18 protein-coding genes are annotated in these 14616 nt (G+C 71.3%); 7 read left to right on the forward strand and 11 right to left on the reverse strand.

All coding sequences use genetic code 11. The annotated features are described in order from the left end of the window. Window positions 1–2: 2 nt before the first annotated feature. On the reverse strand, window positions 3–722 hold the full coding sequence (locus tag AB0K35_RS29850; RefSeq protein ID WP_238671208.1) for an HAD family hydrolase: 720 nt from the start codon (window positions 720–722) through the stop codon (window positions 3–5). 106 nt (window positions 723–828) lie between these two features. On the opposite strand from AB0K35_RS29850, the gene AB0K35_RS29855 reads away from it, so the two are divergent. Further along, window positions 829–1785 carry a DMT family transporter gene (locus AB0K35_RS29855; protein ID WP_363889647.1) on the forward strand — a complete coding sequence of 319 codons (957 nt, stop codon included), beginning with the start codon at window positions 829–831 and terminating at the stop codon, window positions 1783–1785. Window positions 1786–1792: 7 nt separating this feature from the next. On the opposite strand, the gene AB0K35_RS29860 is transcribed toward AB0K35_RS29855, so the two are convergent. Beyond that, on the reverse strand, window positions 1793–2437 hold the full coding sequence (locus tag AB0K35_RS29860) for a hypothetical protein (protein WP_363889650.1): 645 nt from the start codon (window positions 2435–2437) through the stop codon (window positions 1793–1795). Window positions 2438–2675: 238 nt separating this feature from the next. On the opposite strand from AB0K35_RS29860, the gene AB0K35_RS29865 reads away from it, so the two are divergent. Beyond that, the gene (locus AB0K35_RS29865; RefSeq protein WP_355005104.1) at window positions 2676–3200 is read left to right on the forward strand and encodes a SigE family RNA polymerase sigma factor; all 525 of its coding nucleotides are present in this window, start codon (window positions 2676–2678) and stop codon (window positions 3198–3200) included. Next, entirely contained in the window at window positions 3197–4585 is a 1389-nt protein-coding gene (locus tag AB0K35_RS29870) for a hypothetical protein (RefSeq protein ID WP_363889653.1), read from the forward strand. Before AB0K35_RS29865 ends, AB0K35_RS29870 begins: the two co-directional genes overlap by 4 nt. Here AB0K35_RS29870 and AB0K35_RS29875 read toward each other — a convergent pair. Both AB0K35_RS29875 and AB0K35_RS29880 read right to left on the reverse strand, forming a co-directional pair. Next, on the reverse strand, window positions 4582–4875 hold the full coding sequence (locus AB0K35_RS29875) for a hypothetical protein (protein ID WP_363889656.1): 294 nt from the start codon (window positions 4873–4875) through the stop codon (window positions 4582–4584). The genes AB0K35_RS29870 and AB0K35_RS29875 overlap by 4 nt on opposite strands. After that, window positions 4868–5692, reverse strand: a complete 825-nt coding sequence (locus AB0K35_RS29880; RefSeq protein ID WP_238671368.1) for an SDR family NAD(P)-dependent oxidoreductase — start codon at window positions 5690–5692, stop codon at window positions 4868–4870. The genes AB0K35_RS29875 and AB0K35_RS29880 overlap by 8 nt, the downstream gene beginning before the upstream one ends. Before the next feature lie 128 nt (window positions 5693–5820). Here AB0K35_RS29880 and AB0K35_RS29885 point away from each other — a divergent pair, with 128 nt between their 5' ends. Continuing rightward, window positions 5821–6777, forward strand: coding sequence for a CoA ester lyase (locus tag AB0K35_RS29885; RefSeq protein ID WP_238671206.1), 957 nt, complete (start codon window positions 5821–5823; stop codon window positions 6775–6777). Window positions 6778–6851: 74 nt separating this feature from the next. Here the strand turns inward: AB0K35_RS29885 and AB0K35_RS29890 are convergent, their stop codons facing one another. After that, window positions 6852–7388 carry a DUF4190 domain-containing protein gene (locus tag AB0K35_RS29890; RefSeq protein WP_363889659.1) on the reverse strand — a complete coding sequence of 179 codons (537 nt, stop codon included), beginning with the start codon at window positions 7386–7388 and terminating at the stop codon, window positions 6852–6854. Between the two features lie 118 nt (window positions 7389–7506). On the opposite strand from AB0K35_RS29890, the gene AB0K35_RS29895 reads away from it, so the two are divergent. After that, window positions 7507–8412 carry an SDR family NAD(P)-dependent oxidoreductase gene (locus AB0K35_RS29895; protein WP_210781830.1) on the forward strand — a complete coding sequence of 302 codons (906 nt, stop codon included), beginning with the start codon at window positions 7507–7509 and terminating at the stop codon, window positions 8410–8412. Window positions 8413–8439: 27 nt separating this feature from the next. On the opposite strand, the gene AB0K35_RS29900 is transcribed toward AB0K35_RS29895, so the two are convergent. Then, window positions 8440–8979 carry a DUF4190 domain-containing protein gene (locus AB0K35_RS29900; RefSeq protein WP_238671204.1) on the reverse strand — a complete coding sequence of 180 codons (540 nt, stop codon included), beginning with the start codon at window positions 8977–8979 and terminating at the stop codon, window positions 8440–8442. Window positions 8980–9156: 177 nt separating this feature from the next. Here AB0K35_RS29900 and AB0K35_RS29905 point away from each other — a divergent pair, with 177 nt between their 5' ends. Then, window positions 9157–10353, forward strand: a complete 1197-nt coding sequence (locus tag AB0K35_RS29905) for an acyl-CoA dehydrogenase family protein (protein ID WP_238671203.1) — start codon at window positions 9157–9159, stop codon at window positions 10351–10353. 107 nt (window positions 10354–10460) lie between these two features. Here the strand turns inward: AB0K35_RS29905 and AB0K35_RS29910 are convergent, their stop codons facing one another. Both AB0K35_RS29910 and AB0K35_RS29915 read right to left on the reverse strand, forming a co-directional pair. Beyond that, window positions 10461–10868: a CoA-binding protein gene (locus tag AB0K35_RS29910; protein WP_151489547.1), complete on the reverse strand. Its 408-nt coding sequence runs from the start codon at window positions 10866–10868 to the stop codon at window positions 10461–10463. A 19-nt stretch (window positions 10869–10887) separates the two neighbouring features. Then, the gene (locus AB0K35_RS29915; protein WP_363889664.1) at window positions 10888–11931 is read right to left on the reverse strand and encodes an Rv2578c family radical SAM protein; all 1044 of its coding nucleotides are present in this window, start codon (window positions 11929–11931) and stop codon (window positions 10888–10890) included. Window positions 11932–12024: 93 nt separating this feature from the next. On the opposite strand from AB0K35_RS29915, the gene AB0K35_RS29920 reads away from it, so the two are divergent. After that, a complete protein-coding gene (locus tag AB0K35_RS29920; RefSeq protein WP_109819716.1) occupies window positions 12025–12444 on the forward strand; it encodes a thiol-disulfide oxidoreductase DCC family protein in 420 nt (139 codons plus the stop codon). Here AB0K35_RS29920 and AB0K35_RS29925 read toward each other — a convergent pair. The 3 genes from AB0K35_RS29925 to trxA all read right to left on the reverse strand — a co-directional run bounded on the left by AB0K35_RS29925 (window position 12408) and on the right by trxA (window position 14333). Continuing rightward, window positions 12408–13379, reverse strand: coding sequence for an HTTM domain-containing protein (locus AB0K35_RS29925; protein ID WP_238671201.1), 972 nt, complete (start codon window positions 13377–13379; stop codon window positions 12408–12410). The genes AB0K35_RS29920 and AB0K35_RS29925 overlap by 37 nt on opposite strands. Then, window positions 13376–13816 carry a hypothetical protein gene (locus tag AB0K35_RS29930; protein WP_238671200.1) on the reverse strand — a complete coding sequence of 147 codons (441 nt, stop codon included), beginning with the start codon at window positions 13814–13816 and terminating at the stop codon, window positions 13376–13378. The genes AB0K35_RS29925 and AB0K35_RS29930 overlap by 4 nt, the downstream gene beginning before the upstream one ends. Window positions 13817–13970: 154 nt before the next feature. Continuing rightward, window positions 13971–14333 carry a thioredoxin gene (trxA, locus tag AB0K35_RS29935; protein ID WP_007455291.1) on the reverse strand — a complete coding sequence of 121 codons (363 nt, stop codon included), beginning with the start codon at window positions 14331–14333 and terminating at the stop codon, window positions 13971–13973. Window positions 14334–14616 lie beyond the last annotated feature (283 nt).

Raw genomic sequence — 14616 nt, forward strand, 5'->3', positions numbered from 1 at the left:
GATCAGCCGGTCCGACCGCCGACGCCCGCCACCGTGGCGTCGGCGTCGACGAGGGCGAGCACATCGCCCAGGGTGCCGAGCGTGGGGCCGCGCCAGTCCCGGTCGGCGTTGAAGACCATGTGCGTGGCCAGATCCGGTGCGGCGAGCCGGACGGCGGTCATCCCGGCCCGCTCGGCGCCGGTCAATTCCTGGCTGCCGCCGTCACCGACGTAGAGGCAGTCGCCCGGCGCGAGCCCGAGCCGCTGGCAGGCCGTCAGGTAGAGCGTCGGGTCCGGTTTGCACCGCCCGACCTGCACCGAGAAGACCCGCACGTCGAGCAGGGGGGCGACCGCGAGCTGCGGCAGGAAGGCCGGCAGTTCGTGCGTACAGTCGCTGATCACGCCGGTGCGCAGGCCGCGCTGGCGCAGAGCCGCCAGCACCGGCACCGCGTCGGCCCGTAGCCAGGTGTCGGCGCGGACCGCCCGGTGCCGGGACGCCACCGCCGCCCGTACGGCCTGGTCGCTGGGGTGTACGCCGGCCTGGGCGCACACCCAGCGCAGTGTCGCCTCCGCGTCGCCGAGCCGGCCGCTGGCCCGCTCGTAGTAGGTGCGGTTCAGCACCTCGGTCAAGATCTCGGTGGGACACCCGAGCAGCTCGGCGGTGCCGACGTGCGCGACACCGCGTTGTACCGAACGGGTCAGGGTGCCGAAGAAGTCGAACAGCACCGCCTGGTAGCTGGGCATGGGGGAGCGCCTCCGGGCGGTCGAGGGTCGTCGGCGCGAACCCGCGTGATCGTAACGGAGTGATGACCCTCTGTGCTGACCGTCATACGTGTGAGGATTACGTCCCGTGCCCCCACCTTCACCCCGGCCGTCCCTGGACCCGCTGACCACCGGAGCGGTCGGGCTGGCCGTGGTCGCCGTGTCGTCGTCCGCGCCGCTGATCGCGTACGCCGCCGCCCCCGCGCTGGCCATCGCGTTCTGGCGCAACCTGCTCGCGGTGGCCGTGCTGAGCCCCTTCGCGCTGGTCCGACGCCGCGCCGAGTTCCGCAGACTGACAGTGGGCGCGGGCCGGCGGGAGGGCCTGTTCTGCGTGCTCTCCGGCGTCGCCCTGGCCGGGCACTTCGCGACCTGGGTGCCGAGCGCCCAGCTCACCTCGGTCGCCACGTCCACCGCCCTGGTCGCCACCCAGCCGGTCTGGCAGGGGCTGATCGCCCGCGCCCAGGGGCGTCCGCTGCCCCGGGTGGTGTGGATCGGCATCGCGGTGGCGGTCGGCGGCGCGGCGGTCGCCACCGGGGTGGACGTGGGGGTCTCCGGCCGGGCCGTCCTCGGTGACGTGCTGGCGCTGGTCGGCGCGATGTTCGCCGCCGTCTACACCGCCTTCGGCGAACGTGCCCGGGTCAGCATCAGCACCACCACCTACACCACCATCTGCTACGGGATCTGCGCGCTGATCCTGCTGGCCCTGTGCCTGGTCGGCGGCGTACGGCTGACCGGCTTCGACGGCCGTACCTGGCTGGCCATCCTGGCCCTGGTGGCTGGGGCCCAACTGCTCGGGCACTCGATGTTCAACTACGCCCTACGGAAGATCCCGGCGACCACGGTGAGCGTGCTGATCCTGCTGGAGGCGCCGGGGGCGGCGGTGCTCGGCTGGGCCTGGCTGGGGCAGCTGCCCCGCCCGTACGCGCTGCTGGGGATGGCGTTGCTGCTGGCCGGGGTGGCGGTGGTGGTGCTGGGCGGCGCCCGCGCCGGCCGCCGTGCGGCCGAACCCACCGCCCTGCCCGCCGACCCGACGCCACTGTCCTGACGGAGATTCACAGGTACGCGGCGAAGTGGTCCGCGACCAGGTCGGTCAGTCCCTCGCCGTCCAGGCTGCCGTCGACCCGGATCACGCGGACCTTCAGTCGCTCGGCCTGCACGATCGCATCCGCCGCCACCAACTCGTCGCGTTCCCACCGGTGACGGTTCGCAAGAACCGGGTCGCTCGCCCCGGCTACCGCAGCGCTGGCCCGGGGCAGTCGGGTGATCTGGTGGGCGCGGAACCCGGGGGTGGGCACCAGCACCACCATCTGCCGTACCGACTCCACCAGCGGCGCGACCAGTTCCGCTCGCAGTCCCCAACCCTCGGCCACCACCCGCCGTCCGCAGACCAGTGCGCTGAGGTCGTCGAGCACCCATTCGAAGCGACGGGGGAAGCCGGCCAGTGTCTCGGCCGCCATCCGCGCCGGATCGGTGTGCACCCAGGCGGCGTCCGGGTCGGGGTCAGCCGGCGGGTCACCACGTCGGACGCGGTCGGCCACGCGTCGGTCGTCGTGGCCGCGAGCGTCGTGCCGGTCGTAGAGGTACGCGGTCAGCCCGTGCCGCAGCGCCAGGTTGACGGCGACAGTGGACTTACCCGCCCACTGTCCGCCACCGATCCACAGGGCCCGTCGCGCGGTGGCTGTCGCATCGAAATCCATGGACTTACCCTGACCGCCGACCGGGCCAAGATCAAGTCTTGTTATCGCGGGTCGAGGATGATGAAGTGAAGGTGGAAGGCACCTCCCCGCACCTCGACGCCCCCTGGTGGTCGGCGCGGAGTCGCCGAGAGCGGCGAGCAGCCTGCCCAGTTCCCCGTCGGCGAGGAACACAACATCAACGCTGGTTCCCTCCGCGGAGGGCCCGCCCGGCGTCTGTCCGGGTGAGGAGGGCGATCCGTTGACGACTGAGGACCGCACCCGGGACGGCTTCGCCGACTTCGTCCGGGCCGAGACCGCCGGGCTGACCCGGCTCGCGTACCTGCTGACCGGTGACCGGCATCATGCCGAGGACCTGGTCCAGGTGGCACTCGCTCGGGTCGCGGTGCGGTGGGAGCGGATCGTCGACCCGCGCGCCTACCTGCGCCGGGTGCTCTGCACGCAGGCGGCCAGTTGGTGGCGCTGGCGGCGGGCCCGCCCACCGGAGCGGCTGGACGGGGCGTTGCCGGAACGCCCCGGGCCGGGTGACGACACCGATCTGCGGCTGGTGCTGTCGGCGGCGCTGGCCCGGTTGACCGCGCGGCAGCGCGCGGTCCTCGTGCTGCGCTACTACGAGGACCGCACCGAGACGGAGACGGCGCAACTGCTCGGCTGTCGGGTCGGCACGGTGAAGAGTCAGACCCGCCACGCCCTCAATCGACTCCGTGTCCTCGCCCCCGAGTTGGCCGAACTCGTCGGCCGTGACCCGCAGGAGGTGGCCCGGTGACCACTCGGCTCTCCGAAGCGCTGCGTCGCCTCGCGGACGACGTGCCGCCCGCGCGCGTACCGGAGGGGCTCTTCGACGCGGCGCGGACCCGGCACCGTCGTCGCCGGGCCGTCGTCGCCGGCGCGCTCGCCGTCCTGGTCCTGCTCCTGGGCACTGGGTACGCGCTGCATCCAGTCGCCCTGCCGCTGCCCGCCAGCCCTCGGCACGACGCCCCGGGCCTGCCCACCCGGCTCGTCGACCCGCCGCTGCGGACCGCCTCGGTGGGGGCGTCGGCGCCGGGTGCCGCCGCGATGCTCTTCGGCGGTCCCGCCGTGCGCACCAACTGGCTCGAGACCCGGATGGCTGTGGTGGCCGCCGACGACGACCGCTACCGCGTGCTGAACGGCGATCCGGCCGTCGCGGGTTTTGAGGCGATGCTCTCCCCGGACGGCCGGTATGTCTGGATGGGCGCGTCGCTGCTCGATCTCACGTCCGGAAGGACCACCACGGACCGCCCGGACGGCTATCCACTCGCGTTCGCGCCCAACGGGAAACGCCTGGTGTACGCCGACGACGACACCTCGTTCACGTCCCCGAACACCTACTCCACCCCGTACGTGGGGGTCTACGACCGGGATCGCGGAACCGACGTGCTGCGGGTGCGGGTCGGCACCACCTGGGTTCCGCCAGGGCGCACTGCCGCGTTGTCGCCGGACGGCGGCGACCTCGCCCTTCAGCTCCGCGACGAGGTCTGGTTGGCCCGGGTGGACGACGCGGGCGCGGATCGGGTGGCCGAGCCGTACCGGAAGCTGCCGTTGGCGGGCGGGCGGCTCGCCGGGGCCGGGTCCTGGCTGCCGGACGGCCGTTCGGTTGCTGTCCTCGGCCGATCCACCTGCACTGACTGCCCGGTTCCGTCCTACCGACGCACCTGGACGCTGGTGCCCCGGTCCACAGTCGACGGCACCCCGCTGGCCGGCGCGGCGTTCCCGCCGCTGCGCTCCCGCTCGTTCGTGCAACTGCTCGGCTGGCGCTCGGCGGACGAGGCGGTCGCGTTGGTCGGCGTACCGGGCCCGGCGGCGGTGGACAGCCCGGAGGAGCACGACGTCGCCTGGGGGCCCTATCACGAGGTCGGCACGGAGGCGGTGGAACTCGTGGTGCTACGTCGGGGGGCGACCGCGCCGGAGGTGCTCTTCCGGACGCCGGAGGGCATCACCGACCTGTCGGTCGCCGCCGACCTCGCGATCGACGGGGCGGTACGCGAATCCGGCCGCCCTCACTACGGGCCACCGCCGTTCTGGGCGCTCGCTGTGGGGTTCATCCTGGCGGTCCTGGTCGCGCTGCCCGTGCTGTCGTGGCTGCGAGGTCGGCGCGCTCGACGGTCAGACCGACTCCTCCGCGGCGGCTAACCTCCGTGCACCTCGATGACCCGGGTCGTCGGGGCGGCCTCGCCGAGGGCGGCACGCAGGGCCGCCCGGTCCGGGTCGGCGAGGAACGACTCGTAGCCGGCCCGTCCGGCGAACCGGATCACGTGCACCTCGGCCTGCCCGTCGGTGCCGCGCAGTCGCCGTTCCAGCCGGCCGCCGTGCCGTTCGAGCAGGGCCAGCACGGCGTCCTCGTAGCGCTGCCCGGCGGCCTCTGCCCCGACGGCGAACTCGACGATCGCGACGAGTGTCAGCACGCCGGCCCGGTCAGTCATCGAGACCGACAGCCTTGGCGCTCGCCGCCCACAGCCGGGCGGCGAGCTGCGGATCGGCCGCCTTCCGGAGCGGTCGACGCGGCCGACGGTCGATGTAGTAACCCCCGTTGATCAGCCGGGAGCGCTCCTGGTTGGCCAACCACACCAGGGTCTCGGCACCCTTCTCCGGGCTGCGGAACGGCATGAAGCGCATGCCGAACGCGACAAGCCTGCTGTCGTTGGCGAACCGGGTACGGACCACCCCCGGGTGGAAGCTGTACGCGGCAAGGTCCGGCCAGCGCCGGGTGGCCTCGGCGGTGAACAGGATGTTCGCCTGCTTGCTGGTGCCGTACGCGCCCATCGGCCGGTAGTCACGCAGCGGCTTGTTCAGGTCGTCCGGGTCCAGTGCGCCGAAGCGGTGCGCGCCGGAGGCGGTCACCACGACCCGGCCCACCCGGTCGGCGAGCAGGTTGGTCAGCAGGAACGGGGCCAGGTGGTTGGCCTGGATCGACATCTCGAAACCGTCGACGGTCCTCAGTGGTTGCAGCGCGATGGCCCCGGCGTTGTTGGCCAGCACGTCGATCCGGTCGTACGCGGCCCGGAGCTGTTCGGCCAGTCGACGTACGTCGTCGAGGATCGCGAAGTCGGCCCGGAACAGTTCCGGACGTTCACCTGCGTTCTCCCGTACCCGCTCGGCTGCGGCCTGCAGACGGGCCGGGTCCCGCCCGACCAGCACCACCTGGTCGCCCCGGCAGGCCAGGTGCACGGCGGTGGCCAGCCCGATGCCGGAGCTGGCCCCGGTCACCACCACCAGTCGACGCCCAGTGAGATCTTCCACAGGTCCATTCACCCCGGTCATGGCGCGAGGTTACCGTGGCGTCACAACGCCCTTTGGGATCGTTAAGGTCTCGGATCTGTCGTCAGGTGGCGTCGGCATGCCCGCCGGACGCTGGAAGGAGCGCATCCATGGCCGCAGTCGGTCGCCCCCGCAGGTCCTGCCTCGCCGTGCCGGGTTCCAGCGTGAAGATGCTCGGCAAGGCCCAGGGCCTCCCGGCCGACCAGGTCTTCCTCGACCTGGAGGACGCCGTCGCCCCACTGGCCAAGCCGGACGCGCGCAAGAACATCGTGGCCGCCCTCAACGAGGGCGACTGGGCCGGCAAGACCCGGGTGGTCCGGGTCAACGACCTGACCACCCCGTGGACCTACCGGGATGTCATCGAGGTCGTCGAGGGCGCCGGCGCCAACCTGGACTGCATCATGCTGCCGAAGGTGCAGACCGCCGCCCAGGTGCAGTGGCTGGACCTGACGCTCACCCAGATCGAGAAGACGATCGGCCTGGAGGTCGGTCGGATCGGCATCGAGGCGCAGATCGAGAACGCCGCCGGTCTGGTCAACGTGGACGCGATCGCCGCCGCCTCGCCGCGCGTGGAGACCATCATCTTCGGCCCGGCCGACTTCATGGCGTCGATCAACATGAAGTCGATGGTGGTCGGCGGCCTGATCCCGGACTACCCGGGCGACCCGTACCACTACATCCTGATGCGGATCCTGATGGCCGCGCGGATGCACGACAAGCAGGCCATCGACGGCCCGTTCCTGCAGATCCGCGACGTCGACGCGTTCCGCGAGGTGGCCAAGCGCTCGGCCGCGCTGGGCTTCGACGGCAAGTGGGTGCTGCACCCGGGCCAGATCGACGCCGCCAACGAGGTCTACCAGCCGGCGCAGGCCGATTACGACCACGCCGAGCTGATCCTCGACGCGTACGAGCACTACACCTCGGAGGCCGGCGGCCGGCTCGGCGCCGTGATGCTCGGCGACGAGATGATCGACGAAGCGTCCCGCAAGATGGCGCTGGTGGTTGCGGCCAAGGGCCGGGCCGCCGGGATGAGCCGTACCTCGTCGTTCACCCCACCAGAGCGCTGACCGGCCGGGCCGGGACGACCGCCGACGGCTGTCGGTCCGGCCCGACAACCGGCGGTACGCCGGCCCGCCGCCGGTCAGTAGCTGCTGCTGTTGTCGCTCGTCGCGATCGCGTAGATGATCGCGGCGGCGTAAATGGCGATCAACAGCACCAGGAACCCGGTGAGAATCCAGCCGACGATGATGGCGGCCTTCGCCATCCCCGCCCCGCCCTCGCCGCTGACCCGGATCTGCTTCTGCGCAACGTGCCCGAGGATCGCGCCGATCGGCGCGGTGATGCAGGACGTGAAACCGATCAGGGCCAGCACGAACGCCGCGATGGCCATTCCGTTGGTCTTCGGCGGCTGCGGGTAGCCGTAGCCGGGGTACTGCGGCGGGTAACCGGGTGGGGCGTATCCGGGCGGGGCGTAACCGGGCATCGGCTGGGTCGCCGGGTGCTTCACGCCGGCGTACGGGTCGACCGGGGCGTACGGGTCGGGGGCGTACGGGTCGACCGGGCCAGGTTGCGCGGGCACTGGCTGACCGGCCACCAGGGTCGGGTCCGGTGCGGGGCTCGACGGCTGGGCCGACCACGTGGGATCGCTCCAGTTGCCGGGCGGCGGGGGATTGGTCATACGAACTCTCCGTCAGGTTGGGGTGCGGAGACAGGGTAGCCAGCGCCGCCCAAACCCGACGCCCCTGCTTCCGGGTGCCGCGTTGCTCGGGCCGGTCGTAACGGGCAGGATCCCTGACATGGCATACGACGCGCGCGCCGCGGACCGCTCCGGCAGTCGACCCCGACGGGACGTCAGCCGCCCCGGCGCGGCCCGGCGCGCCCGGACGGCCGCCCCGGCGGGCAGCCCCGGCCCCGACGAGCCGGTCGCGCTCACCGACCCGGTCACCATGCGCCTCGACGGGCGGGTCGCCCTGGTCACCGGGGCGGGCAGCCCGGACGGCATCGGGTACGCCACCGCCCGGCGACTCGCCGACCTGGGCGCACGGGTGGCTATCGTCTCCACCACCCGACGCATCCACGAGCGGGCGACCGAGCTGGGGGTGACCGGCTTCGTCGCGGACCTGACCGACGAGTCCGAGGTCGGCGCGTTGGCCGATGCGGTCGCCGAGCAGTTGGGCGACGTCGAGGTGCTGGTGAACAACGCCGGCCTGGCCAGTCGCGCCAGCCAGGGGGTGCTGCGGCCGGTAGCGCAGCTGACCTACGACGAGTGGCGCGGCGAGATCGACCGCAACCTCTCCACAGCGTTCCTGTGCAGCCGGGCGTTCATCGGGGGGATGGCCGAGCGGGGTTGGGGTCGGATCGTCAACCTGTCGGCCACTGCCGGCCCGGTCAACGCCCTGCCCACCGAGGCCGCGTACGCCGCGGCGAAGGCCGGCGTCGTCGGGCTGACCCGGGCCCTGGCCATGGAGATGATCGCCGACGGCGTGACAGTCAACGCGGTGGCGCCCGGCACCATCTACACCGCGGCGTCCACCATGGCCGAGATCAAGCAGGGGTTGGGCACGCCGGTGGGGCGACCGGGCACTCCTGACGAGGTCGCCGCGGCGATCAGCTTCCTCTGCTCGCCGGCCGCCTCGTACATCACGGGGCAGATGCTTGTGGTGGACGGCGGCAACAGCGTCCGCGAGGCCCGCTTCCGCTGACGGCCCCGGCGAGCGCCGGCCCGTTCGTCAGTAGCCGCCGCTGTCGCCGGTGTTGCCGAAGGCCACCAGCGCCAGCCAGCCACAGCAGGCCAGCACGGTGAGCCCGGTGAAGACGTAGCCCAGGATCAGCCCCCAGGTCGCGAGCTGGTCGCCCTCCTCGCCGCTGGTGCGGATCTGCCGCTTGGCCACGTGGCCGAGCACGGCGCCGGCCGGCGGAAAGACGAAGGCGAACACCAGCGACAGGATCGCCAGCACGTTGGTGCCCCGACCCGGCCCGGACGGCGGTGGGCCGTACTGGCCGTAGGGGCCCTGCGGGGGGTACGGCGGCTGCTGGCTCCAGTGCGCCGACTGCTGTGGGCCCTGGTGGCCGTACGGCGACGGTTCGCCCGCCGGTGGCCCGTACGGTGACCGTTCCGTTGGCAGCTCGTACGCCGGCTGGTCCGGCTGCGGCGTGTACGGCGGCTGGCCGGCCGGCGGTGGCGCGTACGGCGACTGGTCCTTCGGTGGCTCGTAGGGTGACGGCGGCGGCTCGTCCTCGGGCGGCGGTCCCGACGGCGGGTAGCTCACAGCTGTCCTCCTCCTGCAGGTGCCGGAAAAGTCCCTCTTGCCGGACGCTACCCGCAGCGGTGAACCTTTTCACAGCGGTTGTGTGGACTGGTCACCTTGGCCTCGTCGACCTGAGGGGCCGATACTGACCCAGCGTTCAGTTACCCATGAGTAGTGCGCGGATCCCCGGAGGCTGAGATGGCCAGACTCGCCCAGACGCCCGGCCTGACCGATGTGCAACAGTCGATCCTGGAGACCGTTCGGGACTTCGCCGACAAGGAGATCATCCCGCACGCGCAGCGGCTGGAGCACGCCGACGAGTACCCCACCGACATCCTCGACGGCATGCGCGAGATGGGGCTGTTCGGTCTCACCATCGACGAGGAGTACGGCGGGCTCGGTGAATCGCTGCTCACCTACGCGCTGGTGGTGGAGCAACTGTCCCGAGGCTGGATGTCGATCTCCGGCATCGTCAACACCCACTTCATAGTGGCGTACCTGATCTCCCAGCACGGGTCCGCCGAGCAGAAGGCCCGGCTGCTGCCGAAGATGGCCACCGGCGAGGTGCGCGGAGCGTTCTCCATGTCCGAGCCCGAGACCGGCTCCGACGTCTCGGCGATCAAGTCCCGGGCCGTCCGCGACGGCGACCGCTACGTGCTCAACGGGCAGAAGATGTGGCTCACCAACGGGGCCTACTCCTCGGTGGTGGCCACCCTGGTCAAGACCGACACCGGCGCGGAGTCCGTCTACGGCAACATGAGCACCTTCCTGCTGGAGAAGGAGCCGGGCTTCGGCGAGACCGCCCCCGGCCTCACCATCCCCGGCAAGATCGAGAAGATGGGTTACAAGGGCGTCGAGACCACCGAGATGGTGCTCGACGGCGTGACGGTGCCCGACTCCGCGATCCTCGGCGGCGCCGACCGGGTGGGCCGCGGCTTCTACCAGATGATGGACGGCATCGAGGTGGGCCGGGTCAACGTGGCCGCCCGTGCCTGCGGCATCTCCATCCGCGCCTTCGAGCTGGCGGTGAGCTACGCCCAGCAGCGCAAGACCTTCGGCCAGCCGCTCGCCAAGCACCAGGCGATCGCCTTCAAGCTCGCCGAGATGGGCACGAAGATCGAGGCCGCGCACGCCCTCATGGTCAACGCCGCCCGACTCAAGGACGCCGGCCAGCGCAACGACGTCGAGGCCGGGATGGCCAAGCTGCTCGCCTCGGAATACTGCGCCGAGGTCGTCCAGGAGGCGTTCCGCATCCACGGCGGCTACGGCTACTCCAAGGAGTACGAGATCGAGCGGCTGATGCGGGAGGCCCCGTTCCTGCTCATCGGCGAGGGCACCTCAGAGATCCAGAAGACCATCATCAGCCGAGGCCTCCTCAAGGAATACAAGCTCTAACCCCGCCCCCCCGCCCTCGCGATCTTGCACTTTCGGTTGCCCGATTGCCCCTTGTGTCGGGTATGCCGGGACAGTAAGTGCAAGATCGCGGGATGGGGTGGGGTGGGTCAGGTCAGGCGGGTCAGGTTGGCGGCGGCTCGTTCGACGATGAGGCAACGGTCCTCGACGTAGTCCATGCCGGCCTCCTCCGCGATCTGCCGCGCTTCGGCCGAGACGATGCCCAGTTGCAGCCAGACCGCCGGGGCGCCGATCGCCGCCGCGTCCCGGACCACCTGCACGGCGTCGGCCGCCGGTCGGAACACGTCCACCAGGTCGACGGGGTGGGGAATGTCGGCGAGGGTCTTGTAGGCCCGTTCTCCGAACAGTTCGTCGACCGTCGGGTTGACCGGGATGATGCGCCAGCCGTACTGCTGCATCTGCAACGGCACGCCGTGCGCGGCCTTGAACGGGTCGCGGGACGCGCCCACGACGGCGATCACGGCGGAGTCGGCGAGGATCTGCTGAGCGGTACGCACCCGCCGACTGTAGCTCCGACTACAGCAGCGTCAGCTGTTCGGCCGTAGACGGCGGCGGCTCGGGCAGGCTGCGGTTGTCGCCCCGCTCCCCGCGGTGCAGCCCGTGCCTGCGGGCGGCGATCCGCACCCGTGCGGTCAACTCCCGCTGGTACGCCTGCGGCGCATACGCACCGGCCCGGTAGAGCTCACGGTAGCGGGGGACGAGGTGCGGGTGCTCGCGGGCGAGCCAGTGCGCGTACCACTCCCGGGCACCGGGGCGCAGGTGCAGGGGCAGGGCGGTCACGCTCGTCGCGCCGGCGGCGGCGATCGCCGAGACGGTGGTGTCGATCGACTCGTCGCTGTCGCTGAGGCCGGGCAGGATCGGGGCCATCAGCACGCCGACGGAGAAGCCGGCGTCGGCGAGTGCCCGGACGGCGTCCAGTCGGCGGCGTGGGTGCGGTGTGCCGGGCTCGACGGTGCGCCAGAGGTGCTCGTCGACGAACCCCACCGAGAAGGAGATGCCCACGGTTGTCACCTCGGCGGTCTCGCGCAGCAGCGGCAGGTCGCGCAGGATCAGCGTGCCCTTGGTGAGGATCGAGAACGGGTTGGCGAAGTCTCGCAGGGCACCGATGATCTGCGGCATCAGCCGGTACCGACCCTCGGCGCGCTGGTAGCAGTCCACGTTGGTGCCCATCGCCACGTGCGCGCCCCGCCAGCGCGGCGCGGCCAGCTCCCGCCGGACCAGCTCGCCGGCGTTGACCTTGACGATCACCTTGCGGTCGAAGTCCGCGCCGGCATCAAGATCGAGATAAGTGTGAGTGTTTCTCGCGAAGCAGTATCGACATGCATGAGAACAGCCCCGGTACGGGTTGATCGTCCACTCGAACGGGACGCGGGACTGCCCGGGCACCCGGTTGAGGATGGACTTGGCCTGCACCTCGTAGAAGGTCATCCCGGCGAACTCGGGGGTGTCGAAGGTGCGGGCGACGGCGCCGGGCAGCGCCAGCGGCAGGGGTGGCGTCGCTGGCGCTGCCCGCTCGGGGTCTCCCTCGACCGGGGGAGCGGTGAGGTTGTCCCAGCGCATGGGCACTATTCGAACACGTGTACGAGGTGAGCGCAAGTGACCCGCCGTACACCGGTGGGCGTCCGGGTGGTCGGAGAGGGGAGGATGGACGCCATGGAGACGTCGACCTTCGTCTACGACGGGGACTGCGCGTTCTGCACGAGCTGTGCGGAGTTCATCGAGCGCCGCATCCCCACCGCCGCACGGGTGGTGCCCTGGCAGTTCGCCGACCTGGACGCGCTCGGCCTCACAGTGGCCGAGTGCGAGGAGGCAGTGCAGTGGGTCGGCGCGGACGGCTCACGCGCGGCCGGCCCGGACGCCATCGCGAAGCTGCTCGCCGCGAGTGGTCCGCTCTGGCGGGTCGCCGGCGCCGGCCTGCGGATTCCTCCGGTACGCGTCGCGGCCTGGCCGTTGTACCGCTGGGTGGCGCGCAACCGGCACCGACTTCCCGGTGGCACGGCGGCCTGCTCCCTGCCCCAGGAAGCCCGGGAGCGGCTCTACGGGCCGGCCGGTCGCCCGACCACCGGCGCCTGATCGTCGAGCGCCGGCCCCGCGCCGGCTGCCACCGGGCCCGGGTCGGCCGGCGTCGGGTCGACCTCGGCGCGGCGCGGTTGCGGGGCATCCGTCGTCGCCGCCTCGGGAGAGCCACGCCTGACGAGCCGGCGACCCCAGACCAACGGGCGTACCCGCTCCAGCGGTAGGAAGCTGGTCATCGCGGCCAGGTGCGGCGCGAACGAGATCGTGATGGTCGCGATGGTGACCGCGTGGAACGAGTAGAAGAAGCCGACCATGGCGTGTCGCCAACGGGGCGGCAGGAAGAAGACCACCGGGCTGAGCAGCTCGAACGCCACGATGCCGAACTGGGCGACGATGAGCAGGTACGGCACCTGGGCGATGAGGTCCGCCAGGTCGGTGCCGCGCCGGATGATCGCGCGGGCCAGAACCGAGCCGGTCAGCCAGTCCAGACCGCCGAAGCGCAGCTTGGCGAAGGCGGCCAGGAAGTACGTGCAGATCACCGCGATCTGGGTGACGCGCAGCGCCCAGCCACCGGCCTCGGTGCGGGTGGTGTCGCCGTGTCGGGCGCGACCGGCGGTGGGCAGCACTGCCAGTGCGACGAGCAGCCCGAACCGGTCGTGGTCGACCTTCCCGTAGCTCATCGCGATGATCATCCACTCCAGGTAGAGCGCGCACACCGCCCAGCCGAGCAGCCGGGGCGCTCGTCCGGTGGCGGCGAGGAGTGCGAGCAGCAGCAACGCCCAGAAGATCACCGTCACCAGCGTCTCGGTTGGCGTCGGCAGTGGGAGCAGGCGGCCGATCAAGAGTGGCTGGTAGAGGTCGCCGGGCACGCTGACCCGGGTGCGTACCCAGGGGGTGAAGATCACCAGATCGGCGGCGACGAACAGGTAGACCACGGTGCGGAAGGCGGCCACCCGCCCCCGGGGTACGGCCTCGGTCAGCCAGCGGGTCATCGGGTGGCCTGCCAGCGGACGACGGTCTGGTCGGTGTGGCTGCCGGTCGGTCGGCCGGCGCGGATCCCGTGCCAGCGGATGACGATGCGGACCTCCACCAGCGCGGGGGCGTCCGGGTGGCGTTCGGCGTACGCGTCGGCGACCTCGGTGAGCAGCGTCGGGTCGGCGGCGTATCGGGCCTGCTGACCCTCGATCTCGGCGCGCCGGATGCCTGTCGCGTTCTGGTCGAGGTCGATCACCGCCCCGGAGCTGTTCACCCCCTCGACGCGGGTGTCGGGCGCAGGTGCGTTCGGCGGGTTGGAGGTGGAGTACATCCGGAACGGGCCGAACGGGAAGTCGTCGTCGCCGCCCCAGAAGGTGCCGACGACGAGCAGGGCGAGGCCCAGTGCGGTAGCGCCCAGCCGGGTCACGCGCCCGCGGGTGGTCAGGTTCTCCATCGGGTCGTGACGATACGGGATGTACCGACGCCCTCGGGTCCCTCCGACGGCCAGTTCGGCCTGACCAGGCAGGTGATCATGCGGGAGTTGGCGGGGGTACGACGAAGGCCGGGCCCGCATCGGGCCCGGCCTCGCGTGTCGTCGTGGGGACGACTCAGTGGTTGTGCTCGGCCAGCTGCTTGCGGACGTCGTCCATGTCCAGCGCCTCGACCTGCTCGATCAGGTTCTCCAGCGCGGACTCGGGAAGGGCGCCCGGCTGGGCGAAGACGATGACGCCGTCGCGGATCGCCATGATCGTCGGGATCGAGCGAATGTCGAACTTGGCGCCCAGCTCCTGCTGAGCCTCCGTGTCGACCTTGCCGAAGACGATGTTCTGGTGCTTCTCCGAGGAGCGCTCGTAGACCGGGGCGAACCGCTTGCACGGACCACACCAGTCGGCCCAGAAGTCGACCAGGACGATGCCGTCGTTGCCGGTCACCTCGTCGAAGTTGGTCGAGGTCAGCTCAACGGTTGCCATTGCACTCTCCGATCACCGCGGTTTATCTACGTCCCGTAGAACCAGGGCTGACCGTATCGAATTCCCGGGTGGTGGGGCACGAAACGTGCACCGGGCTGCCGGGGGGTGCCGGGGACCATCGACAGGCATCTGTTCACACCCGACCTGCGGAACGCAAGTGCATGACGCACTTGCGTGACCTGCGGTAATGGGAGCGTTTCCAGGGAGATCCACGCGATTGAGCTCTACGAATCGGTAACTTGGGCTTTGACGAGGAGGTATCCGGCCTGCGGAGATCGCTGAT

It is taken from the genome of Micromonospora sp. NPDC053740 (assembly GCF_040677775.1).
GTDB classification, from domain to species: Bacteria; Actinomycetota; Actinomycetes; order Mycobacteriales; family Micromonosporaceae; genus Micromonospora; species Micromonospora alfalfae.

Excerpts from the sequence above, each read along its gene's own strand:
- AB0K35_RS29925 (WP_238671201.1), bottom strand. The coding sequence starts at position 13,379 with ATGACCCGCTGGCTGACCGAGGCCGTACCCCGGGGGCGGGTGGCCGCC.
- AB0K35_RS29930 (WP_238671200.1), bottom strand. The coding sequence starts at position 13,816 with ATGGAGAACCTGACCACCCGCGGGCGCGTGACCCGGCTGGGCGCTACC.
- AB0K35_RS29885 (WP_238671206.1), top strand. The coding sequence starts at position 5,821 with ATGGCCGCAGTCGGTCGCCCCCGCAGGTCCTGCCTCGCCGTGCCGGGT.
- AB0K35_RS29895 (WP_210781830.1), top strand. The coding sequence starts at position 7,507 with ATGGCATACGACGCGCGCGCCGCGGACCGCTCCGGCAGTCGACCCCGA.
- AB0K35_RS29905 (WP_238671203.1), top strand. The coding sequence starts at position 9,157 with ATGGCCAGACTCGCCCAGACGCCCGGCCTGACCGATGTGCAACAGTCG.
- AB0K35_RS29915 (WP_363889664.1), bottom strand. The coding sequence starts at position 11,931 with ATGCGCTGGGACAACCTCACCGCTCCCCCGGTCGAGGGAGACCCCGAG.
- trxA (WP_007455291.1), bottom strand. The coding sequence starts at position 14,333 with ATGGCAACCGTTGAGCTGACCTCGACCAACTTCGACGAGGTGACCGGC.
- AB0K35_RS29850 (WP_238671208.1), bottom strand. The coding sequence starts at position 722 with ATGCCCAGCTACCAGGCGGTGCTGTTCGACTTCTTCGGCACCCTGACC.
- AB0K35_RS29920 (WP_109819716.1), top strand. The coding sequence starts at position 12,025 with ATGGAGACGTCGACCTTCGTCTACGACGGGGACTGCGCGTTCTGCACG.
- AB0K35_RS29875 (WP_363889656.1), bottom strand. The coding sequence starts at position 4,875 with ATGACTGACCGGGCCGGCGTGCTGACACTCGTCGCGATCGTCGAGTTC.
- AB0K35_RS29890 (WP_363889659.1), bottom strand. The coding sequence starts at position 7,388 with ATGACCAATCCCCCGCCGCCCGGCAACTGGAGCGATCCCACGTGGTCG.
- AB0K35_RS29860 (WP_363889650.1), bottom strand. The coding sequence starts at position 2,437 with ATGGATTTCGATGCGACAGCCACCGCGCGACGGGCCCTGTGGATCGGT.